We start from the raw sequence: 20,768 nt of genomic DNA on the forward strand, positions 1-20,768 counted from the left end.
GCTCAGGCCCGATAGGGCTCCGCGTCGACGATCGTCACGCTGAGCTCCTTGCCGTTGGGCGCGGTGTAGCTCACCGAGTCGCCCTTGGACTTGCCGTTGATTGCGGCACCCATCGCCGACTGCGGCGAGTAGACGTCGAGGTCGTCGCCCTCGGTCAGGTTCTCGCGGGCACCGAGCAGGAACTTCTCGGTGTCGCCACCGCCGAAGTCGACGGTCACGACCATGCCGGGCTCGACGACGCCGTCGTTGGGCGGCGTCTCGCCGACCTCGGCCTTGCGCAGCATGTCCTCGAGCTGACGGATCCGGGCCTCCTGCTTGCCCTGGTCGTCCTTGGCGGCGTGGTAGCCGCTGTTCTCCTTCAGGTCGCCCTCGTCGCGCGCGGCCGCGATCTTCTCGATGATCTCCTGGCGCTTGGGGCCCTTGAGGTCATCGAGCTCGGCCTGCAGCTTGTCGTAGGCCTCCTGGGTCAGCCAGACGGTGCCCTGGTCGGTCATGTCGGTACTCCTGCTTCGCGTGGTGCTGGATGCCTGTCGTACTGGGGGTGTGCCTCAGCGCGACCGCATCTGGTCGGTGGTGCTTCTTCCGTCCGATCTGAGTCAGCGCGGCAGCAGACGTGGGCCAGCGCTGCCGGACGGGCAGGACAACAGGCTAGCAAGCGGGGCCAGAAAGCGCAGGTCGGCGGCTCCTGGGCCCGGTCAGGGGCCGCTCTAGGGACCGCTCAGCGGGGGCGCGGCTGGCCCGGGGCGGTGCAGCCCAGCTTCTCCACGGTGGTGGCCCTCCGCTCGGTGCGGATCACCACCTCGTTGGTGCCGGCGACGGGCGTGAAGGCGAGCTCCCCGACGGTCGTGTGATCCTCGGCGAAGGCGCGCAGCCGGCAGCTCGCCTCGACGCCGTCGCCGAGCTCGACGTCGAGCCGCGCCAGCGTCTCGTGGTCGTTGGTGACGTCGAAGGACACCAGGTCCGACGTCACGGCCGGGGTGCTGTGGAACCACACCGTCCAGCCCAGCCAGGCGAGGCTGACCACCGCGAGGGCGACCGCTACCCCGACCGTCACCGGGCGTCGCCACCGCGAGGGGGCGCCGTACCGGTCGGCGAGGTCGCTGGTCACGCTCAGAGCCTAAGTGGCGTCTCCTAGACTCCCGCCCATGGCCCAGCTCTCCGCAGACCGGCCCGGAGCAGACACGTTCCGCGCGGGTCTCCGACTGATGCACGTCCACGCCCACCCCGACGACGAGTCGAGCAAGGGCGCCGCGTCGACCGCGAAGTACGTCACGGAGGGCGTCGACGTCCACGTCGTCACCTGCACCGGTGGCGAGCGCGGGTCGGTGCTCAACCCCAAGATGGACCGCCCCGACGTCTGGGAGAACATCTCCGAGATCCGTCGCGAGGAGATGCACCGCGCGCGCGACATCCTCGGCGTCCGGCAGGACTGGCTGGGCTTCGTCGACTCGGGCTGGCCCGAGGGCGATCCGCTCCCGCCGCTGCCCGAGGGCTGCTTCGCCCTCGTGCCGCTCGAGGAGGCGACCGAGCGCCTGGTGCGGTTCATCCGTGACTTCCGCCCGCACGTCATGACGACGTACGACGAGCGCGGGGGCTACCCGCACCCCGACCACATCCGCTGCCACGAGGTCTCCGTCGCCGCCTACCACGCGGCCGGGGACCCCGAGCGGTTCCCCGACGCGGGGGAGCCGTGGCAGCCGCTCAAGCTCTACTACCACCACGGCTGGAGCTGGGCGAAGACCAACGCCCTGCACGAGGCGATGCTGGCCCACGACCTGGAGTCGCCCTACGAGGAGCGTCTGAAGAACTGGGAACGCGAGCCGGACTGGGACGACCGCATCACTACCCGGGTGCCGTGTGGGGAGTACTTCGGCGTCCGCGACCAGGCGCTGCTGGCGCACGCCACGCAGATCGATCCCGACGGCTTCTGGTTCGCGATCCCGCGCGAGATCCAGCAGAAGACCTGGCCGACCGAGGACTACGAGCTGGTCGACTCCAAGGTCGGGAAGACGCTGCCGGAGGACGACCTCTTCGCCGGCATCCCGATGCCCCCACCGTGACGGCGACCTGAGATGATGGAGCCATGCTCGACCTGCTGATCATCCTGCTGGAGGACCCCACTCCCGAGCCCACCGAGGTCAAGGCGGGACCGCTCGGCTTCGCGCTGTGGATCTTCATGATCCTCGCCGTGGTGGTGCTCGGCTTCAGCCTGGTCAAGCAGCTGCGCAAGGCCCAGGCGGCCAAGGACGCGGGCCTCTACGGCGACGAGCCGGTGGACCGCACCGACCCCACCGACCCCTCGGAGTCCCCGGCCACCGACGAGCGGTGAGCCAGCAACCTTCTCGGCTCGCAGCTCGGTTGCTCACGCACCGCTCAACGCCGGACCACCCGCACCAGGCAGTCCCAGGCCGTACGCCGCTCGTCGCCGCCGTGCTCGTCGGCTGAGGTGACGTCGCGCGCGACCCGCTGGGCGCGCACCACGTCGGCATCGAGGCCGTCCAGGTCGGCCAGCACGTCCTCGGCGGTCATCAGCACGGCCGGGTCCTGGGGTCCGCCGGTGCCCTCGGTGAGGTTGGTCGAGTCGTGGGCGACCAGCAGGAGCGTCCCTCCCGGCCGCAGCATCGCGTACGCCCCGCGCACCGCCCGCCGCCGGTCCTCGGCCTGGACCTGCAGGTAGGCGATCACCACCAGGTCGACCGGCTCGGGCGGCTCCCAGGTCGTCGCGTCGGCGCAGACCCACGTCAGGTCGAGGCTCGCGTCGAGGTCGGCGGCGAGCCGGGCGCCCTTGTCGAGCGCGACCTGTGAGAAGTCGACCGCCGTGACCGACCAGCCGCGGGTGGCCAGCCAGATGGCGTTGCGACCCTCCCCGGCAGCGAGGTCGACGGCCGTGCCCGCCGGCAGGTCGGCGAGCTCGGCGGCCACGAACCGGTTGGGCTCGCGCGACCAGACCAGCTCGCTGGCGGCGTACCGCTCGTCCCACGCGGAGGCGTCCATGCTCACCAGCCTAGGGACGCATCAGGGCTGCTGCCAGGATCCAGCGCGCATCACCCGTACGACGTCCAGCCGGTCGTCGAGGACGACCAGGTCCGCCCGTCTGCCCGCCTTGATCGCGCCCACGTCGTCCAGTCCCCACACCCGGGCGGGCGCCGTGCTCGCGGCGTGCACCACGTCGACCAGCGGCAGGCCGGCCGTCCGGACGGCGAAGCGGACCGCCGCGTCCATGGTCAGGGTCGAGCCCGCGATGGCACCGGTGCCCTCACCGTCGGCGAGCCGAGCCACGCCGTCGCGCACCTCGATGGCCATGGGGCCGAGCCGGTAGTCGCCGTCGGGTGAGCCGGCCGCGGCCATCGCGTCGGTGACCAGCACGCAGCGGCCGGGCTTGGCGGCGAAGACCGTCCGCAGCACCGCGGGATGCAGGTGCACCCCGTCGGCGATCAGCTCCACGTCCACCGGGGCCTCCAGCAGTGCGCCCACGGTCCCCGGCTCGCGGTGGTGGAGCGGGCGCATCGCGTTGAAGAGATGGGTGCCGAGCCGGGCGCCGGCGTCGAGCGCCTCGCGCGCCACGTCGTACGTCGCCACCGTGTGGCCGATCCCGACGACGACGCCCGCGGCGGCGAGCTGGCGCACGGCCGCGATCCCACCGGGCAGCTCGGGCGCGAGGGTCACCATGCGTACGGCTCCGTCGCCGGCGGCGAGGAGCGCCTCCACCGACGCCGGGTCGGGATCCGACAGCGAGCCCGGCTGGTGGGCGCCCGAGCGCTGTGGGCTCAGCCACGGCCCCTCGAGGTGGACGCCGGCGAGGCGCCCGTCCTGCACGAGAAGGGCCAGCTCTCGTACGGCCGCGATCATCCGCTCGCGCGTGTCGGTGACCAGGCTGGCCGCCATCGACGTGGTGCCGTGGGCCAGGTGGGCGGCCGCCACGACGTCGGCCGCTTCCGCCGTCCCGATGTCGAAGGACGCGCCGCCCCCGCCGTGCACGTGGAGGTCGACGAACCCGGGGACGACGGTGGCGTCGCCGAGGTCGACGTCGGGCGTGCGCGGTGGCGCGCCCTCGCCGACCTCGACGATGCGGTCGCCGTCCAGGTGCAGCCACCCCGGCGCGAGGATCCGCGCCGGGGTGACCACATGGCCTGCAGAGACGATCACGTCAGGCCTTGTTGTCCTGCTCGAGCATCGGGTGGCCAGCGGTCTCGTCGTCGTCCTCGCGACCGGGGGTCTTCAGGTTCCACTTGCGGATCACGGCCCGGAAGAGGAAGTAGTAGACCGCCGCATACGCCAGGCCGATCGGGATCAGCAGCAACGGCTTGGTGGCGATGTTGAAGTTGAGCAGGTAGTCGAAGAGTCCCGCCGAGAACCCGAACCCGTCCTTGATGCCCATCGCGTTGACCAGCGCCAGCGAGGTGCCGGTCAGAAGCGCGTGGATGACGTAGAGCGGGAAGGCCACGAACATGAATGCGAACTCGAGCGGCTCCGTGACACCGGTGAGGAACGCGGTGAGCGCGGCGGACAGCATGATGCCGCCGACGAGCTTCTTGTTCTGAGGCTTGGCCTCGTGCCAGATCGCCAGCGCCGCTGCAGGCAGGGCGAACATCATGATCGGGAAGAAGCCGGTCATGAAGGCGCCGGCGGTCGGGTCGCCGGCGAGGAAGCGCGGAATGTCCCCGTGCACCACCCCGGCCGAGCCCTCGTAGGACCCGAAGATGAACCACGGCGGGTTGTTGAGGATGTGGTGCAGGCCGAGCGGGATCAGCAGCCGGTTGAGCGTGCCGTAGACGAAGCCGCCGAGGATGGCGTTGTCGGTCACCCACTCGCCGAGCCCGGTGATCGCCCAGTCGAAGGCCGGGTAGACGAAGCTCATCGCGACCGAGATCGCGAGAGCGGCGAAGGCGGTGATGATCGGGACGAAGCGACGTCCGCCGAAGAAGGCGAGGTAGGGCGGCAGCGAGATGCGGTGGTAGCGCTGCCACAGCCAGGCGGAGACCAGGCCCATCACGATGCCGCCGAGGACGCCGTAGTTGATCAACTCCTGTTCGGCGTCGCCCTCGGGCAGGCCCAGGACGTAGGGCGACATGGCGTCGCCGACGGACTGGAAGACCAGGTAGCCGACGACGGCGGCCAATGCGGTCGACCCATCCGACTTCCTGGCCATGCCGATGGCGATGCCGACGGCGAAGAGCAGTGGCAGGTTGGCGAAGAGGGCCCCACCTGCCGCGCCGATGACGGCCGCCACGCTGTCCCAGCCGGCGCCGTCGGCGCCGAGCAGGTCGGGCTGCCCAAGTCGCAGCAGCAGTGCTGCCACCGGGAGTGCGGCGATGGGGAGCATCAGGCTCCGGCCGAACTTCTGTACGGGCGCGAGGTTGATCCTGCGCCTGGTGGTGCCGCTGTCTGCGGCGTCCTGGGTTGTCACGATGGATCCCTTCTGGTGCTGGTCCTGCTACGGGGGTTGGTGGTGCTTTCCTTGGCGGCGCCCTGCTCGGCGCCGAGGGTCATGTGGAGCTGGTAGCGGTCTCCGCGGTAGCGGGAGACGACGTACTCGACGCGGCGGCCGGCCGCGCTCGACACCCGGCGGAAGACGAGCAGCGGGGTGTGCACGGCGGCCTCGAGGCGGCGTGCGGTCGTGCCCGCGGCGGCCTCCCCCCAGAGCGTCTGCTCCGCGGCGTCGATGACCACGCCGTAGCGCGACGCGAAGAGGGTGTAGAGGGAGCCCACGAGGTCCTGGGTGTCGAGGTCGGGGAACAGCGAGCGGGGATACCACCCCTGCTCGATCGCCATCGGCTGCCCGTCGGCGAGACGCACGCGGTCGATGCGCCAGGCGGTGCCGTCCTGGCCCAGTCGCAGGGCCTCCGCGACCTCTGCGGGGGGTCGCTCCTCGTCCACGCGCATCAGCCGCGTCGAGGGTGCCAGTCCGCGGCTGCGCATGTCCTCCGAGAACGAGGCGAGGTGCAGGCTGCTCTCGATGCGCGGCTGGGCGACGAACGTGCCCTTGCCCTGGATCCGGTGCAGCAGGCCGCCCGCGACGAGGCTGTCGATTGCCTTGCGCACAGTGGCGCGCGAGACGTCGTACGTCGCCATCAGGTCGCGCTCGGACGGGATGGCGGTGTCGGGCCCGAGCTCGTGGGTCGCGAGCTCCGCCAGTACGTCGCTGAGCTGGACGTGCTTGGGCCGGGGGCCGTCGTCGATCCTGCGAGCCATCTCCACCTCTCGACGTAGCTCCGATCAATTGGTACGGTCTGGTACGTACCAGTTGGGAGCATGGCCCCAGCGCCCCGAGCTTGTCAAGGACCCCCATGGACATCTCTCACCCCGGCAACATGCAGACACGGATGGCGTCCGAGATCGCCGAGCAGCCGTCCGCCGTCGCGCGCACGCTCGACCACCTGCTGCTCGAGAAGCCGCGCGTGCACGACCTCGCCGGCGGCCGCCGCCGGGTGCTCCTGGTGGCCCGGGGCTCGAGTGACAACGCCGCGATCTACGGTCGCTACCTCCTGGAGGTGGCTGCCGGCGTGCCGGCCGCCCTCGCCGCCCCCAGCGTCGCCACGCACTACCGCTCACGCCTCGACCTCTCGGACGCCGTGGTCGTCTCGGTCTCGCAGTCGGGAGCCACCGCCGAGATCGTCGAGACCCAGGAGTGGGCCCGGGAGTGCGGCGCGGCGACGGTCGCGGTGACCAACGTGGCGGGCTCACCCCTGGCCGAGGCGGCGGACCTGGCGCTGGTGACGCAGGCCGGCCCCGAGCTCGCGGTGCCGGCGACGAAGACCTACTCGACGCAGCTGGTGGCGCTCGCCGTCCTGGCGGACGCGTTGTCGTCGGGGCCCGGCCTGGAGGACGACCTCCGACGCGTGCCGGACGCGGTGGCCGGGCTCCTCGGCACGGACGTGAGTGCCGCGGCCGAGGCGCTTGCGACAGCCGAGCGCGTGGTGGTCTCGGGGCGGGGACTGCTGCTCGGCACCGCGCTGGAGACCGCGCTCAAGATGGAGGAGACGTGCCTGCGGCCGGTGCGTGGCTACTCCTACGCCGACCTGCGACACGGCCCGATCTCCGTGGTGAGCGAGGGCCTGCTCGCGGTGCTGGTCGCGGCCGCCGGAGGTCCGCTCGCGGAGCCGATGGTCGACCTGGTCCGCGACCTACAGGACCGCGGAGCGCGCGTGCTCGGCATCGGCGGCACGTCGGCGTTCGCCGACCTGTGCGACCTGCACCTGGCCGGCCCGGACCTGCCCGAGACGGTCGAGCCGATCGCGTCCATCGTCCCGGCCCAGCTCATGATCGAGCAGATGGCCACGCGCCTGGGCCTCGACCCGGACAACCCGCGCGGGCTCAACAAGGTCACCCAGACCGACCGCTGACCCCCGCGCCGACGGTTGCGCACCAGCCGTCGCGAACCCAAGGTGTCAAGCACCCACCACCCACGAAAGGTTGACGAAGATGAGCAGCAAGGCAGAGCAGATCCTCGCCGGACTCGGCGGCGCGGACAACGTCGTCGAGATCGAGGCCTGCATCACCCGCCTCCGCACCGAGGTCAAGGACGGCTCCCTCGTGGACCAGGCCGCCCTCAAGGCCGCCGGCGCCCACGGCGTCATGGCGAGCGGCACCATCGTCCAGGTGGTCGTCGGGCCCGAGGCGGACAACCTTGCCGACGACATCGAGGACCTGATGTGACCCCTCCTTCAGTGCAGGTCCTCGCGCCCTGCCCGGGCCGGGTCGTCGCGATGGCCGACGTGCCCGATGCGGTGTTCGCCGAGGAGATGGTCGGCCCCGGCGTCGCCATCGAACCCGACCCTGGCCCCACCACGGTCGTCTCCCCGATCGCCGGCAAGGTCCTCAAGGTGCTGCCGCACGCCTTCGTCGTCCTCGGCGACGGGGTCGGCGTGCTGGTGCACCTCGGCATCAACACCGTCCGGCTCGAGGGGGAGGGCTTCGAGGTCCTCGCCACGCAGGGCAGCGACGTCGCCGCCGGCGACCCGATGATCAGGTGGGACCCGTCCACGCTGCCCGCGTCCGCGGGCGGCCAGGACGTGTCACCGGTCGTGCCCGTGGTGGTGATGGACGCCCCCAAGGGCTCCGTGACGAGCGACGCCATCGGTGCCTCGGTGGCCGCGGGAGACCCGCTCTTCTCGACTCCATGAGCGGCGTCTCGGCGCTGCTGCTGGACCTCGACGGCACCCTCGTCGACTCCGAGCCGATCCACCGGCGGGGCTACCGCGCGTTCTTCGCGCACAAGGGGTGGGACGTCCCCGACCTCTCGGTGTTCACCGGGCGGCGGGCCGAGGACGTCTTCGCGACCGAGCCCGGACCGTGGGCCGGGCTCGACCCGGCCGACGTGCTGGCCGAGGTGCTGCTCCACGTCCCGGACGAGGCGGCGCAGGCGGTGCCCGGAGCGCGCGAGCTGATCGAGGTGGCCCGGGCCGCCGGCGTACCCGTGGCCATCGTGACCTCCGCCGGACCGGCCTGGGTCGAGCGATCACTCGTCGAGTCGCTGCTGCTGGGGCGCGACAGCGTCGACGTCATCGTGACCGCGCGCGACGTGGTGGACGGCAAGCCCGACCCGGCGGGCTTCGCCCTGGCGTGCGAGCGGCTCGGGGCGGATCCGGCGCAGGCGCTCGCGGCCGAGGACTCCCCGGCGGGCGTGCGCGCGGCTCTCGGTGCCGGCGTACGCCGAGTGCACGGCGTCGCCACGACCCACGAGCGCGACCTGTTGCTGGAGGCCGGCGCGGTGGAGGTGCACCACGACCTCCGGGCGTTGTTGCCGCTCGTGCGCTGAGTGACTCAGGCGGACGTGTCGACCGCGACCGCCCGCAGCACCCGCACCTCCTCCGGGAGGAGCGGCGGCAGCACCACGCCGAGCTCCGCCAGCACCCGCCCGGTGAGCACGTTGCCCGGGGCGGACCAGCCGCCGGAGAAGTCGGCGCCGCCCGGGGGCGGCGGGAGCTCCTCGCTGAGCGCGTAGGACCGGTCCGGGTCGAGGCTGGTCAGGCGCAGGGCGGCCGGGTGTTGTGTCGCGGTGGCGGCGACGGTCGCGACGACGTAGCACGCCGCCGAGGCGTCCTCCGCGACGACGCCTGTCACGAGCACAGCAGGGTCCGGGTGGTCGGGATGCACCAGCCTGCCGGTGCCGATCAGCGGCCTGACCTGCTTGTGCAGGTCGATCCACGATCGCAGCTCGGCCAGGTCGCCCTCGTCCAGGCCGGTCAGGTCCCACTCGATGCCGAAGGAGTGGAGCAGCGCGGTGGCCGCGCGGTAGCGCAGTGCGTGGGTGCGGCGGGTGGTGTGCGCGGTCGGGCCGCCGACGTGCGAGCCCATCAGCTCCGGTGGGACCAGCAGGGAGGTCCATCGCTGGAGGTGCTGGCGCTCGAGGGGGTCGATGGTGTCGCTGGGCCAGATCCGGTCGGTGCGGGCGAGCACCTCGGCGTCGACGCGACCGCCGCCCGAGGAGCACGACTCGATCTCCAGAGCGGGGTGCGCTTCGCGCAGCTCGTCGAGGAGCCGGTAGAACGCCAGGGTCTGCCCGTGCACGGCGGGCCGGCCGTCGTGGGTGGCGTCGGTGAGGTCCCGGTTGTGGTCCCACTTGAGGTAGGCGATGTCGAGCTCGTCGAGCAGGGCCAGCAGGGCGTCGCGCACGTCGGCGTAGGCGCTCTCGTCCTGGAGGTCGAGCACCTGCTGGTGCCGCCACTCCGGAGGTGGGGCCTCGCGGCCACCGAGCACGCGCTCGGGGTGGGTGCGCGCCGTCTCGGAGTCGAGGTTGACCATCTCGGGCTCGACCCAGAGGCCGAACTCCATGCCGCGCCGGGTCACGTGGTCGACCAGTGGGCCGAGTCCCTGCGGCCAGACGGCCGGGTCCACCGTCCAGTCGCCGAGGCCGGCGGTGTCGTTGCGGCGGCCGAGGAACCAGCCGTCGTCGAGCACGAACCGCTCGACGCCGACCGAGGCGGCGACGTCGGCCAGCTCGGAGAGCCGCTCGAGGGACTGGTCGAAGTAGACCGCCTCCCACGTGTTGGCGATGACCGGACGCTCGGTCCGGGCGCGGGGAGTGACACCGCGCAGGTGGGCGTGGAACCGGTGGCTCAGGGGGTCGAGCCCTGCGGGCGACCAGGAGCCGAGCAGCTGGGGCGAGTGGTAGGTCTCGCCGGGGCGGAGCACCACCTCGCCCGGGGCGAGGAGCTCGCCCCCGCCGAGCAGGCAGTCGCCCTCGGGGGTGCGCTCGGCGTACGTCGTGTGGTTGCCGCTCCAGGCGGTGTGCACGGCCCAGACCTCGCCCGTGCCGAAGGTGAACGACGGCGTGCCGGCGACCATCAGCAGGGTCGCGTCGTGGCCGGTGCGCCCGCGGCGGGCGTCGCGACGGTGCGTCCCCTGCACCCAGGGATGGCGCTGCGGCGAGCGCTCCTTGCACCAGCGCCCGGTCAGGTCGAGCAGCTCGGTCGCGTGGGCCGCCACGGGGAGCGCGGTCAGGACCGAGCGGAGATGGAGGTCGCCGTCGGCTGAGTTGGTGACGGCGGTGCGGGCGTGCAACAGGCCGGCGTCGTCGAGGGCGAGCTCGACCTCCACCGTCCAGCCGGCCTCGTCGTCGGTCGACGTGCAGGTCACCACGGCGAGGTCGGCGTCCTCCGCCGGGGCCCGGACCTCCCACTCGACCAGGCTCGGCGCGGCCGCGCGGGCGGTGCCGCCGACGCGGTGGCCCTCGAGGCCAGGGGTGCCGGAGAAGCCCCGCGCCCCGTCGGGGACGAGGCCGGTGCGGCGCGGCAGGTTGTAGGAGGAGTTCGCGACGCCCGGCCTGCGAGCCGCAGCCAGGTGGGTCAGCGCGGCGTCGTCCAGGTCGCCCAAGGGTGCTCCCCAGTGCAGGACCTCGGGGACGCCCCCCTTGTCGCGGGCCAGGACCAGGCTCACCCCGCCGCGGGTCAGGTGGAGCGGTGGCTCGGGAGCGCGCGACGGAGGAGAAGAACGTCGTGGGGTGTTCATGCGTCCTCGGCCTCGTCGGTGCCTGCGTCCTCGTCATCAGCCGGGTCCACGACGACCAGCTCGCCGACGCGGTCGGCCAGGGCTCCACTGGCGTGGGCGGAGAGGCCGGAGTCGGTCACGAGCACGGCTGCCTCTGAGAGGGCCGCCATGCTGCTGAGGCCCACCACGCCCCACTTGCTCGAGTCGGCGCACACGATGAGGCGCCGGGACCGCTCGATCATGGCGCGGTTGGTCTCGGACTCGAGCAGGTTGGGGGTGCTGAACCCGGCTCCGACGTCCATCCCGTGCACCCCCATGAAGAAGGCGTCGACGTGCAGGCTGCGCAGCGAGGACACAGCGACTGGTCCCACCAGCGCGTCGGAGGGCGTGCGCAGGCCGCCGGTCAGCAGCACCGACGTGGTCGAGTCACCCGTGCGGTGCAGCACGTCGGCGACCCAGACCGAGTTCGTCACGACGGTGAGGTTGGGGATGCGGGCGATGTGCTGCGTCAGTGCGTGGGTCGTGGTGCCGGCCGACACGGCGATCGCCATGCCGGTGTGGACCAGCTCGGCCGCCGCCGCCGCGATCGCCTCCTTCTCCCGTCGTCGCTGCACCGACTTCACCGCGAAGCCCGGTTCCGAGGCCGACGGCTCCGCGACGGCGAGGGCGCCGCCGTGCACCTTCTCCAGCAGCCCATCGCGGTGGAGCGCGACGAGGTCGCGCCGCACCGTCATGTCGGACACGCCGAGCAGCTCCACGAGATCGGTGACGCGCACCGTCCCGTCCCGGTTGAGCTCTGCGAGGATCCGCCCCCGTCGCTGCGCCGCGAGCATCAGGTCAGCTGCCCCGCTCCGCCGTCCGCTGCCTCGCGGACGACGGCGACACCCCCGGCCGGCACGGCCAGGTCGCCCGCGACCTTCTCCCCGGCGACCAGGTCGACGCCGTGGACCGGCACCTCGGCAGGCGCGTCGCCGTGGTTGATGACGAAGAGCCAGCTGGCCTCCTCGCCGACCCGGCGGGTCACCTCGACGTGCGCAGAGGCACCGGGCAACCGCTCCAGCCCGGCCTCGGTGACCAGGCGCTCGACCAGCCCGTCGGTGCCAGTGGCGTCGAGCCGGGTGGCGACGTACCAGGCTGCTCCCGTGCCGACATCGCGGCGGGTGACCGCTGCCCGTCCGGCGGCGGGCCCGTCCACGTGCGAGGCCACGGCCTCGGCACCGGCCAGCTCGAGGTCCTCGGCCCAGGTGTCGGCGGTGACAGGGCCGGTCGACAGGCCCTCGACCTGGACGGTCTGGCCCTCCAGCAGCGGCAGGAACTCGGTCGTACGCACTCCCAGCAGGTCGCGGAACGCCCCGGGGTAGCCGCCGAGCCGGATGTGGTCGTGCTCGTCGACGATCCCGCTGAAGTAGGTCACCACGACCGTCGCGCCCGCCTCGGCGGCGGCCGTCACGGCGGCGACGGTGGCGTCGGAGACGAGGTAGAGCGTCGGCACCACCACGAGCCGGTAGGACGACAGGTCCGCGCTGGGGTGGACGACGTCGACACCCACGCCCTGCGCGGACAGCGCCCGGTGCAGGTCCTCGGCGCGGTCGCGGTAGCGGACGTCGATGCTGGGGTGGGAGTCCAGCTCGCATCCCCACCACGCCTCGTAGTCGAACAGGATCGCAGCCTCGTTGCGGGGGGTGCTGCCGGCGACCTCCTCGACGGAGTCGAGGACACGGGAGAGCTCCACCACCTCGCGCCACTGCCGGGTGTCGGTCCCGGCGTGGGGGAGCAGCCCGGAGTGGAACTTCTCCGCGCCGGCCCGGGACGCCCGCCACTGGAAGAAGAGCACCGCGTCGGCGCCGTGGGCGACATGCGCGAGGCTGTTGCGGATCATCTCGCCAGGGAGCTTGGCGCGGTTGCGCGGCTGCCAGTTGACCGCGCTGGTCGAGTGCTCCATGAGCAACCACGGCCGCCCTCCGGCGGTGCCACGGGTGAGGTCGGCGCTGAAGGCGAGCTCACGGTGACCGGCGGGGTCGTCGGCGACGACGTAGTGGTCGTTGGAGACCACGTCGAGCTCGGGTCCCCACCGCAGGTAGTCCATCTGCGAGGTCTGCCGCATCACCATGAAGTTGGTCGTCACCGGCACCCCGGGGGAGATCCGGTGCAGGACGTCTCGCTCGACGATGAAGTTGTCGAGGAGCTGGTCGGAGGAGAAGCGCGCGAAGTCCAGCTGCTGCGTGGGGTTGGCGTGCGCCGGAGCCACCCGCGGCGGCAGCACCTGCTCGAAGTCGTTGTAGCGCTGCGACCAGAACGCGGTGCCCCAGGCGTCGTTGAGCCGGGCCACGTCGTCGTCGTACCTGCGGCGCAGCCAGGTGCGGAACGCTTCCGCGCTCACGTCGCAGTAGCAGCGGGCGTTGTGGCACCCGAGCTCGTTGGAGACATGCCACAGGGCGAGCGCGGGATGGTCGTGGTAGCGCTCGGCCAGGGCGGTGCACAGGGCCAGGGCGTGCTCGCGGTAGACCGGTGAGCTGGGGCAGAACCCCTGTCGCCCGCCCGGCGAGAGCGTGCGGCCGTCGTGGGTGACCGGCAGCATCTCCGGATGCCGCTGTGTCAGCCACGGCGGAGGGGAGGCGGTGGCGGTGGCGAGGTCGACGCGGACGCCCGCTGCGTGCAGCGAGTCCATCTGCTCGTCGAGCCAGGCGAAGTCCCACTGGTCGGGGCCCGGCTGGAGCCAGGCCCACGAGAAGACGCCCAGCGTGACGAGGTCCACCCCCGCCTCGCGCATCAGGGCGCGGTCCTCGGCATGGGCCTCCGACGGCCACTGCTCGGGGTTGTAGTCACCGCCGAAGGCAAGGGCAGGCATCGAGATCGGCATGCCGTCACTGTGTCGACCCTCACACACCAAAGTCAACGCTTTCGAGGTGGATTGGGTTCGGAAATGTTCGATCGGGCGTGAAATCCGGGCTCAAGAGGGTTGACGAGGCTGTGTCGATGGTCACATGCTGTCCATCCCTGTTTGATTTTGTCTCCAGGAGGCCATCGTGTCCCGTTCTCACTCCAGCGCCGTCCCCCGGTCCACCGCGGCCACGATGGCGGCGACGCGCCGCTCCGTGCTCCGGGGCATCGGGCTCAGTGGTCTCGCAGTCGGCGGGGCCAGTCTCCTGGCCGCCTGCGGTGGCGACGACGGGCCTGCCACCGGGTCCGGCGCGACGGTGAAGTTCGGCATCAACGAGACCGCCGATGCCGCTCACCAACGCCTTGTCGCGATCGCCAAGGCGTACGAGAAGGAGTCCGGCACCAAGGTCGAGCTCAACGAGGTCGACCACAACACGTTCCAGGAGAGCATCAACACCTACCTCCAGGGCGCCCCGGACGACGTGTTCACCTGGTTCGCCGGCTTCCGGATGGCGCAGTTCGCCGAGAACGGCCTGATCACCGACCTGAGCGACCTGTGGCCGATCGAGGGGCTCAACGACTCCTTCAAGCAGGCGTCCACCGCTCCCGACGGCAAGCAGTACTTCGTCCCGATCAGCTACTACCCCTGGGCGGTCTTCTACCGGAAGTCGGTCTTCGAGAAGAACGGCTGGGAGGCGCCGGCCACGAACGACGACTTCATGGCCCTCATGGACGACATGCAGGGAAAGGGCATCACCCCCTTCGCGTTCGGCGACAAGGACGGGTGGCCGGCCATGGGCACCTTCGACATCCTCAACATGCGACTCAACGGCTTCGACTTCCACATGAGCCTGATGGCCGGCGACGAGGCGTGGGACGGTGACGAGGTCAAGCTCGTGTTCGACACCTGGCGCAAGCTGCTGCCCTACCACCAGGCCGACCCGCTGGGTCGCACCTGGCAGGAGGCGGCGACCGCGATGGGCAAGGGCGAGTGCGGCATGTACCTCCTCGGCACCTTCGTCGTGGACGCCCTTGGCGAGAACGGTGAGGACCTCGACTTCTTCACCTTCCCCGAGCTCGACTCCTCGATCGGCTCCGACGCCCTCGACGCCCCCATCGACGGCTTCTGCGTCGCGGCGGCAGGGAAGAACCAGGAAGCTGGCAAGGCGATGGCCAAGTGGCTGGGCAGTGCGGCTGCCCCCGACGCGGGCAACAGCGCCGCCGACGCACCGTTCATCGCCGCCAACGAAGGCGCCAGCACCGAGACCTACAGCGACCTGCAGAAGAAGTCGGCCGAGGTCGTCGGCGCCGCGGCCAACATCGCGCAGTTCATGGACCGCGACACCAACGCCGACTTCGCCAACACGGTGATGATCCCCTCGATCCAGGAGTTCTTGAAGAACCCCGACGACATCGACGGCGTCACAGCCAGCATTCAGGAGCAAGCCGCCTCGATCTTCGGCTGAGCGATGACCCACATCGACGAGGCCCCTCAGCCCACCAAAGAGGTGGCGCCGGCTCAGGGCCGCGAGAAGAAGCTCCCCGCGAGGGACCGGGCGACCGTCATCACGATGGTGGTGGTCCCGCTGGTCCTCGTCGTCCTGCTCGTCTGGGTGCCGGCGCTGCTCTCGGTGGTGCTGTCCTTCGGCAAGTGGAACGGGTTCGGCGACCTCGACACCATCGAGTGGGTCGGCGTCCAGAACTACGAGGACATCTTCACCATCTATCCGGCGTTCTGGCCGGCGGTGCAGCACAACCTGATCTGGCTGGGTTTCCTCTTCATCTTCCCGACGATCCTGGGAATGCTGCTCGCCGTCATCCTCGACCGGGAGATGAAGGGCAGCCGCTTCTACCAGACGGCGTTCTACATGCCGGTAGTGCTGTCGCTCGCCCTGATCGGCTTCATCTGGCAGCTCTTCTACTCCCGCGACCAGGGCCTGATCAACCAGATCTTCAACAGCCAGGTCGACTGGTACGGCGATCCCGACATCAACCTCTGGGCCGTCCTGCTCGCCACCGCGTGGCGGCACACCGGCTACATCATGCTCATCTACTTGGCGGGTCTCAAGGGAGTCGACGCCAGCCTCCGGGAGGCGGCCGCCGTCGACGGTGCCAGCGAGGTGAAGACCTTCTTCCACGTGATCTTCCCGGTCATGCGGCCGATCAACATGGTCGTGATCGTCATCGTGGTGATCGAGTCGCTGCGTGCCTTCGACCTCGTCTGGGTGATCAACAAGGGCCGCAACGGCCTCGAGGTCATCGGTGCCCTCGTCGCACAGAACGTCATCGGCGAGGCGACCCGCTACGGGTTCGGGTCGGCGCTAGCCGTGATCATGATGCTGATCTCCTCGATCTTCATCACCCTCTACCTGCGAACCGTCTTCCGCGAGGAGCGCACACGATGACGTACGAGACTCCGGTCGCCGTCGCGCCCCCGGCCACCTCGAAGCCTGTCGCCCCGACCCGCAAGGAGGGTGGCGTCCTGAGCAAGCGCCGGGGCGCAGTGGCGACGGTCATCATGGCGCTGCTGGCCCTCGCCTGGCTCTTCCCGCTGGCCTGGGCGCTGATCAACTCCTTCCGCGAGTACGAGTACACGCAGGCCAACGGCTACCTCTCCTTTGGCGGCTGGACCACGAGCAACTACGAGCAGGCCTGGTCGCAGGGCAACTTCGGCGTCCACATGCGCAACTCGCTGCTCATCACCGTCCCGGCCGTGCTGCTGACGCTGTGGCTCTCGTCGATGGTCGCGTTCGTGCTGGCCCGGTTCAGCTACCGCTTCAACCTCGCCCTGCTCGGCGTCTTCCTGGCCGCCAACCTGCTGCCGCCGCAGGCGCTGCTGATCCCGGTGTTCCGGATGTTCCGCGAGATCCCGCTCCCGTTCTTCATGAGCGACTCGGGGTCGATGCTCAACAGCTTCTGGGCGCTCATCCTGGTCAACACGGCGTTCCAGATGGGTTTCTGCACCTTCGTCCTGAGCAACTACATGAAGACACTCCCGCACGAGATCTACGAGTCGGCAGAGCTCGATGGCGCGAGCGTGTGGCGCCAGTACTGGCAGCTCACGATGCCGTTGGTGCGTCCCGCGCTGGCGGCGCTGGCCACCCTTCAGGTCACCTGGATCTACAACGAGTTCTTCTGGGCGACCGTGCTGATCCAGCAGGGCGACAAGCTGCCCGTGACGTCGGCCCTCAACAACCTGCGCGGACAGTTCTTCACCGACACCAACCTCGTCGCGGCCGGGTCGATCATCGTGGCACTGCCCGTGCTGGTGGTGTTCTTCGCGCTGCAGAAGCAGTTCGTCTCGGGCCTGACCTTGGGGTCGACGAAGGGCTGAGCTCTGGCGCGTCAGTCGACGGCACCGTCGCCGACGGTGCGTGCGTGCGGGCCGCCCGGGTCGTCGTACGCGGGGTCGGACTCGCCTGCACGGATCGCCTCGAGCTGGGCGCAGACGGCGGTGCCGTAGAAGAGCGCGATCGACGACAGCAGGGCCCACACCAGCAGGGCGAAGATGCCCGCCAGTGGGCCGTACACGCTGCCGAAGGCACCGCTGTGGGAGACGTAGAGCGCGAGGCCCGCGGTCGCGACGGCACTCAACGCGACCGCGAGGCAGGCCCCCAGCGCGAGCCAGGAGAGCGCCGGCTGCCGACGGCGCGGCGCATGGTCGAGCAGCACGGCGACGGTGAGCACGAGCATGGCCAGCCCGACCGGCCAGCGCAGCAGGTTCCATGTGTCCACCGTCCGGTCGGACCAGGCGTAGTGCTCCACCATCGCGTCACCGAGCGCACCACCTCCGACGATCATGACGAACCCGACGCCCACCGGTGCGGCGAGCACCGCGGTGAGCACCGCGGCCCGGCCGTACTTGAGGAGCGCCTTGCGGTCGCGCCGGATGCCGTAGATGCGGTTCGCCCCGCGCTCGACCTGAGCCATCGCGGTCGTCATCGACAGCAGGGCGAAGCCGAGACCGAAGACGAGTGCCACCTCGCCGGCACGCTCGGACTCGTCCGAGGTGTCCACCGCCGAGGCCAGTGCGTCGCTGTCGCCGGCGCCGGGAGAGAGCGACTGCACGACGTGGGCCACCACCGCGGCCGGGCGCTCCTCGTCGATGTCGGCGGCCAGGCCGGTCAGGGCCAGCAGGAAGGGCACCACGGCCAGGCACGCCTGCAGGGCGAGGGCGCGGGAGTTGGTGAACCCGTCGCCGTAGCGGAACCGCACGAACGACTCGACCACGATCGCGCGCAGTCCGTGGCGGCGCGCCAGGTGCCAGGCGTCCAGGGCGTCCAGCTCGTCACCGTCCATCTCGGTCGTGACGGGGACGGTCCGCGCGGTCGTCATGGCCGAATGCTAGGTGGCCGAGACTTACCCGTCCCCTTGCCGTCGCCTTGACCAGCGCTGACCTTCTGCTGACCGGCCCTTCGCGAGAGTGGTGGCTCGAGATCCACCAGAGGATCCACGAGCGATCCACCAGAGCCAAGGAGACACCATGAAGAAGCTGTCGATCATCGCGGCAGGGGCCGCGCTGTCGGCCGTTGCCTGGGCCGGGCCGGCCACGGTGAGCACAGCGGCGGCGTCCGCACACGCAGACGCCGCGACCCAGCACGCCTCCACCGACCGTGCCAGCGTCCCGAGCAAGGCCCGCATTCGCGCACTCTTCGACCGCTGGAACGCCGCGGTCGTGACCGGGGACGCCGAGAAGGTGGCGGACCTCTACGCACCGGACGCCGTGCTGCTCCCGACGCTGTCACCGGAGATCCGGACCACGCATGCCGGGATCGTCGACTACATGGAGGGGTTCCTCGCGAAGCACCCGAGCGGCGAGGAGCTCCGCTCGGTCGTGAAGGTGCTCGACCCGCGTACGGCGATCGACACCGGCGTCTACCGCTTCACGTTCCACAACGCTGACGGGACGACGTCCTCCACCGCAGATGCCCGCTACACGTTCGTCTACGAGAAGCGGCACGGCGAGTGGTTGATCATCAACCACCACTCCTCGCTGATGCCGGTTGAGAGCTGATCCGCACGCACAGGCCACCGGTGGGGGCGTCGTCCAGCACGACGCTCCCACCGTCGTCGGTCACCAGCTGCTTGACGATGGCCAACCCGAGGCCCGAGCCGGACCGGCCGGTGAGCCCGCGCCCGCGCCAGAACCGGTCGAAGGCCCGCGCCTTCTCGTCGGCCGTCATCCCGGGACCCTCGTCGTGGACCTCGATGACGACCGCGTCCTGAGATGCCTGGAGGTCGACCCGGATCGTCGCTCCGTCCGGCGACACGGCGAGGGCGTTGGCCAGGACGTTGTCGAGCACCTGGTCCAGGTGGCCGGGGCCCGCGACGACCAGGGGAGCGCCCTCGGACGAACCGGTCGCGGCCAACCGGATCCCGCGCTCTGCCGCAGCGGGGCGCCAGACGGCGAGGCGCTGCTCGATCACCTCAGGCACGCAGACCGGCTCCGTCCCGCCGGGCGTGGCGTCCGCTCGGGCGAGCGCGAGCAGGCCGTTGACCAGGTGGCCCATCCGTACGACCTCGCCCGCCGCCTGCTCGACGTCCTCCCGGACGGTCGGGTCGTCGACGCCGTCGGCGATGTTGTCGAGGGAGAGGCGGAGCGCCGTGAGGGGTGTGCGGAGCTGGTGGGAGGCATCGGCCACGAACACCTGCTGCGCGGCGATCAGGCCCTCGAGCCGCTCGGCGCCGGAGTTCAACGCCCGGGCCAGCGTCTGCATCTCGGGCGGCCCGGTCACCGGGGCTCGGGCGGTCAGGTCGCCGTCGCTGAGCCTGCCGGCCATCGCGTGAAGGTCACGCAGCGGCCGGGTCAGCCGACGTACCGCAACGGCACCGAGCACTGCCGCGACCGCCAGGATCCCGCCGGCGAGCAGCGCGCGCACCGCCCAGATCTCCCACACCTCCTCGTCGATCTCGCCGGTCGGGTAGCTGATCCGCACCGCGCCCTGGGTGGAGGCGGGAACGGTCACGACCAGGGCGACGTCGTCCCACTGTGCCCGGGTCCCGCCACTCCACGTGGGAAGCACCTCCACGCGCCCCGGCGTCTCCCGCTCGTAGGCCCGGATCGTCGTGGCCAGTGAGCCTCGCGACGCCTCGTCCCCGTTGGCCAGCAACAGAGCCATCGCCGTCGCGTCCCGCTGGACGGTCGCCTCCGTGTCGTCGCGCACGTGCTCGCTGACGGGGATGGCGAGAGGCACCTTGAAGGCCAGGAGCGCCGCCGCGACGAGCACCACGTACGCGACCGAGAGCCTCCGGATCACGAGGTGGCCGCGACCGGCTCGACGACGAGGCGGAAGCCGACGCCCCGCACGGTCTCGAAGGTCACAGCGCCGGCGAGCTTGCGGCGCAGCGCGGAGACGTGGACGTCGAGGGTCTTGGTGGGCCCGAACCAGTTCGTGTCCCAGACCGCTTCCATGATCTGCTCGCGGGTGATCAGGGCGCCGGGCTGCTCGGCCAGGAAGGACAACAGCTCGTACTCCTTGCGCGCGAGCAGCACCTCGACCCCGTCGAGGAACACCCGTCCGGCCCGCCGGTCGATGGTGACCCGGCCGTACCGCCCCTCGTCCGACGGCGGCTGGTCCGGGTGCGTACGGCGCATGACCGCCCTGATCCGGGCGATCACCTCACGCACGCCGAACGGCTTGGACACGTAGTCGTCGGCACCCAGCTCCAGTCCGACGACCCGGTCCGCCTCGTCACTGCGCGCGCTCACGACGATGATCGGCACGTCGCTGCGCGATCGCAGGACCCGGCAGACGTCGAGGCCGTCGCCGTCCGGCAAGCCGAGGTCGAGCAGCACGACATCGCTCCGCGGAGCCGCCAGGGCCTCCGCCGCGGTGGCGACCAGGTCGACCTCGTAGCCGTACCTGACCAGGCCGCGTCGCAACGACGTGGCGATCGACTCGTCATCCTCCACCAGCAGCACTCGCACGGCGGAAACCATAAGCGGGCCGGGCGGTGCC

General features: G+C 71.1%; 22 protein-coding genes. 10 read left to right on the plus strand and 12 right to left on the minus strand.

All coding sequences use genetic code 11. The features are described from left to right. Positions 1-2: 2 nt before the first annotated feature. A complete protein-coding gene (gene greA / locus J3P44_RS02915; RefSeq protein WP_255888727.1) occupies positions 3-494 on the minus strand; it encodes a transcription elongation factor GreA in 492 nt (163 codons plus the stop codon). Positions 495-718: 224 nt separating this feature from the next. Continuing rightward, the gene (locus J3P44_RS02920) at positions 719-1,108 is read right to left on the minus strand and encodes a DUF4307 domain-containing protein (RefSeq protein WP_255888728.1); all 390 of its coding nucleotides are present in this window, start codon (positions 1,106-1,108) and stop codon (positions 719-721) included. Positions 1,109-1,145: 37 nt separating this feature from the next. Between J3P44_RS02920 and mca the strand changes: the two genes are divergently transcribed. Continuing rightward, positions 1,146-2,060, plus strand: a complete 915-nt coding sequence (gene mca, locus J3P44_RS02925) for a mycothiol conjugate amidase Mca (RefSeq protein ID WP_255888729.1) — start codon at positions 1,146-1,148, stop codon at positions 2,058-2,060. Positions 2,061-2,083: 23 nt separating this feature from the next. Beyond that, positions 2,084-2,329, plus strand: a complete 246-nt coding sequence (locus J3P44_RS02930; protein WP_255888730.1) for a hypothetical protein — start codon at positions 2,084-2,086, stop codon at positions 2,327-2,329. A 44-nt stretch (positions 2,330-2,373) separates the two neighbouring features. On the opposite strand, the gene J3P44_RS02935 is transcribed toward J3P44_RS02930, so the two are convergent. Genes J3P44_RS02935 through J3P44_RS02950 form a run of 4 tightly spaced genes read right to left on the minus strand, consistent with a single transcriptional unit; the run spans position 2,374 to position 6,192 of the window. Further along, positions 2,374-2,994, minus strand: coding sequence for a class I SAM-dependent methyltransferase (locus J3P44_RS02935; RefSeq protein WP_255888731.1), 621 nt, complete (start codon positions 2,992-2,994; stop codon positions 2,374-2,376). A 21-nt stretch (positions 2,995-3,015) separates the two neighbouring features. Further along, positions 3,016-4,146, minus strand: coding sequence for an N-acetylglucosamine-6-phosphate deacetylase (nagA, locus tag J3P44_RS02940; protein ID WP_255888732.1), 1,131 nt, complete (start codon positions 4,144-4,146; stop codon positions 3,016-3,018). 1 nt (position 4,147) lies between these two features. After that, positions 4,148-5,407: a PTS transporter subunit EIIC gene (locus tag J3P44_RS02945; protein ID WP_255888733.1), complete on the minus strand. Its 1,260-nt coding sequence runs from the start codon at positions 5,405-5,407 to the stop codon at positions 4,148-4,150. Then, positions 5,404-6,192: a GntR family transcriptional regulator gene (locus tag J3P44_RS02950; RefSeq protein ID WP_255888734.1), complete on the minus strand. Its 789-nt coding sequence runs from the start codon at positions 6,190-6,192 to the stop codon at positions 5,404-5,406. Before J3P44_RS02950 ends, J3P44_RS02945 begins: the two co-directional genes overlap by 4 nt. 95 nt (positions 6,193-6,287) lie before the next feature. Here J3P44_RS02950 and J3P44_RS02955 point away from each other — a divergent pair, with 95 nt between their 5' ends. From J3P44_RS02955 to J3P44_RS02970, 4 genes are all read left to right on the plus strand, one after another. Then, positions 6,288-7,343: an SIS domain-containing protein gene (locus J3P44_RS02955; protein WP_255888735.1), complete on the plus strand. Its 1,056-nt coding sequence runs from the start codon at positions 6,288-6,290 to the stop codon at positions 7,341-7,343. Positions 7,344-7,422: 79 nt separating this feature from the next. Further along, positions 7,423-7,656 (plus strand): PTS sugar transporter subunit IIB, encoded by a 234-nt coding sequence (locus J3P44_RS02960; protein WP_255888736.1) that lies wholly within the window; start codon positions 7,423-7,425, stop codon positions 7,654-7,656. Next, positions 7,653-8,123 carry a PTS sugar transporter subunit IIA gene (locus J3P44_RS02965; RefSeq protein WP_255888737.1) on the plus strand — a complete coding sequence of 157 codons (471 nt, stop codon included), beginning with the start codon at positions 7,653-7,655 and terminating at the stop codon, positions 8,121-8,123. Before J3P44_RS02960 ends, J3P44_RS02965 begins: the two co-directional genes overlap by 4 nt. Beyond that, entirely contained in the window at positions 8,120-8,758 is a 639-nt protein-coding gene (locus J3P44_RS02970; RefSeq protein WP_255888738.1) for an HAD family hydrolase, read from the plus strand. Before J3P44_RS02965 ends, J3P44_RS02970 begins: the two co-directional genes overlap by 4 nt. 5 nt (positions 8,759-8,763) lie before the next feature. Here the strand turns inward: J3P44_RS02970 and J3P44_RS02975 are convergent, their stop codons facing one another. From J3P44_RS02975 to J3P44_RS02985, 3 genes are read right to left on the minus strand one after another with little or no spacing between them, the layout of a single operon-like run. Then, entirely contained in the window at positions 8,764-10,950 is a 2,187-nt protein-coding gene (locus J3P44_RS02975; RefSeq protein ID WP_255888739.1) for an alpha-galactosidase, read from the minus strand. Further along, positions 10,947-11,762: a DeoR/GlpR family DNA-binding transcription regulator gene (locus J3P44_RS02980; protein ID WP_255888740.1), complete on the minus strand. Its 816-nt coding sequence runs from the start codon at positions 11,760-11,762 to the stop codon at positions 10,947-10,949. The genes J3P44_RS02975 and J3P44_RS02980 overlap by 4 nt, the downstream gene beginning before the upstream one ends. Continuing rightward, positions 11,762-13,789 carry a beta-galactosidase gene (locus tag J3P44_RS02985; protein WP_255888741.1) on the minus strand — a complete coding sequence of 676 codons (2,028 nt, stop codon included), beginning with the start codon at positions 13,787-13,789 and terminating at the stop codon, positions 11,762-11,764. Before J3P44_RS02985 ends, J3P44_RS02980 begins: the two co-directional genes overlap by 1 nt. 166 nt (positions 13,790-13,955) lie before the next feature. Between J3P44_RS02985 and J3P44_RS02990 the strand changes: the two genes are divergently transcribed. Genes J3P44_RS02990 through J3P44_RS03000 form a run of 3 tightly spaced genes read left to right on the plus strand, consistent with a single transcriptional unit; the run spans position 13,956 to position 17,143 of the window. Further along, complete coding sequence (locus J3P44_RS02990; RefSeq protein ID WP_255888742.1) at positions 13,956-15,275, plus strand: ABC transporter substrate-binding protein; 1,320 nt, start codon at positions 13,956-13,958, stop codon at positions 15,273-15,275. 3 nt (positions 15,276-15,278) lie between these two features. Continuing rightward, on the plus strand, positions 15,279-16,214 hold the full coding sequence (locus tag J3P44_RS02995; protein ID WP_255888743.1) for a carbohydrate ABC transporter permease: 936 nt from the start codon (positions 15,279-15,281) through the stop codon (positions 16,212-16,214). Then, positions 16,211-17,143, plus strand: coding sequence for a carbohydrate ABC transporter permease (locus tag J3P44_RS03000; protein WP_255888744.1), 933 nt, complete (start codon positions 16,211-16,213; stop codon positions 17,141-17,143). The genes J3P44_RS02995 and J3P44_RS03000 overlap by 4 nt, the downstream gene beginning before the upstream one ends. Positions 17,144-17,154: 11 nt before the next feature. Here the strand turns inward: J3P44_RS03000 and J3P44_RS03005 are convergent, their stop codons facing one another. Next, positions 17,155-18,144 (minus strand): YihY/virulence factor BrkB family protein, encoded by a 990-nt coding sequence (locus tag J3P44_RS03005; RefSeq protein ID WP_255888745.1) that lies wholly within the window; start codon positions 18,142-18,144, stop codon positions 17,155-17,157. Positions 18,145-18,292: 148 nt separating this feature from the next. On the opposite strand from J3P44_RS03005, the gene J3P44_RS03010 reads away from it, so the two are divergent. After that, the gene (locus tag J3P44_RS03010; RefSeq protein ID WP_255888746.1) at positions 18,293-18,823 is read left to right on the plus strand and encodes an SgcJ/EcaC family oxidoreductase; all 531 of its coding nucleotides are present in this window, start codon (positions 18,293-18,295) and stop codon (positions 18,821-18,823) included. On the opposite strand, the gene J3P44_RS03015 is transcribed toward J3P44_RS03010, so the two are convergent. Then, positions 18,786-20,066: a sensor histidine kinase gene (locus J3P44_RS03015; RefSeq protein ID WP_255888747.1), complete on the minus strand. Its 1,281-nt coding sequence runs from the start codon at positions 20,064-20,066 to the stop codon at positions 18,786-18,788. The genes J3P44_RS03010 and J3P44_RS03015 overlap by 38 nt on opposite strands. Next, positions 20,063-20,737, minus strand: coding sequence for a response regulator transcription factor (locus J3P44_RS03020; RefSeq protein WP_255888748.1), 675 nt, complete (start codon positions 20,735-20,737; stop codon positions 20,063-20,065). Before J3P44_RS03020 ends, J3P44_RS03015 begins: the two co-directional genes overlap by 4 nt. Positions 20,738-20,768 lie beyond the last annotated feature (31 nt).

The sequence above is a fragment of the Nocardioides astragali genome (genome assembly GCF_024436375.1).
Classification (GTDB): domain Bacteria; phylum Actinomycetota; class Actinomycetes; order Propionibacteriales; family Nocardioidaceae; genus Nocardioides; species Nocardioides astragali.

Bases quoted from the DNA above. Each gene is read 5' to 3' on its own strand.
- greA (WP_255888727.1), bottom strand. From the start codon at position 494: ATGACCGACCAGGGCACCGTCTGGCTGACCCAGGAGGCCTACGACAAG.
- mca (WP_255888729.1), top strand. From the start codon at position 1,146: ATGGCCCAGCTCTCCGCAGACCGGCCCGGAGCAGACACGTTCCGCGCG.
- J3P44_RS02930 (WP_255888730.1), top strand. From the start codon at position 2,084: ATGCTCGACCTGCTGATCATCCTGCTGGAGGACCCCACTCCCGAGCCC.
- J3P44_RS02935 (WP_255888731.1), bottom strand. From the start codon at position 2,994: ATGGACGCCTCCGCGTGGGACGAGCGGTACGCCGCCAGCGAGCTGGTC.
- J3P44_RS02950 (WP_255888734.1), bottom strand. From the start codon at position 6,192: ATGGCTCGCAGGATCGACGACGGCCCCCGGCCCAAGCACGTCCAGCTC.
- J3P44_RS02955 (WP_255888735.1), top strand. From the start codon at position 6,288: ATGGACATCTCTCACCCCGGCAACATGCAGACACGGATGGCGTCCGAG.
- J3P44_RS02960 (WP_255888736.1), top strand. From the start codon at position 7,423: ATGAGCAGCAAGGCAGAGCAGATCCTCGCCGGACTCGGCGGCGCGGAC.
- J3P44_RS02970 (WP_255888738.1), top strand. From the start codon at position 8,120: ATGAGCGGCGTCTCGGCGCTGCTGCTGGACCTCGACGGCACCCTCGTC.
- J3P44_RS02975 (WP_255888739.1), bottom strand. From the start codon at position 10,950: ATGAACACCCCACGACGTTCTTCTCCTCCGTCGCGCGCTCCCGAGCCA.
- J3P44_RS02980 (WP_255888740.1), bottom strand. From the start codon at position 11,762: ATGCTCGCGGCGCAGCGACGGGGGCGGATCCTCGCAGAGCTCAACCGG.
- J3P44_RS02985 (WP_255888741.1), bottom strand. From the start codon at position 13,789: ATGCCGATCTCGATGCCTGCCCTTGCCTTCGGCGGTGACTACAACCCC.
- J3P44_RS02995 (WP_255888743.1), top strand. From the start codon at position 15,279: ATGACCCACATCGACGAGGCCCCTCAGCCCACCAAAGAGGTGGCGCCG.
- J3P44_RS03000 (WP_255888744.1), top strand. From the start codon at position 16,211: ATGACGTACGAGACTCCGGTCGCCGTCGCGCCCCCGGCCACCTCGAAG.
- J3P44_RS03005 (WP_255888745.1), bottom strand. From the start codon at position 18,144: ATGACGACCGCGCGGACCGTCCCCGTCACGACCGAGATGGACGGTGAC.
- J3P44_RS03010 (WP_255888746.1), top strand. From the start codon at position 18,293: ATGAAGAAGCTGTCGATCATCGCGGCAGGGGCCGCGCTGTCGGCCGTT.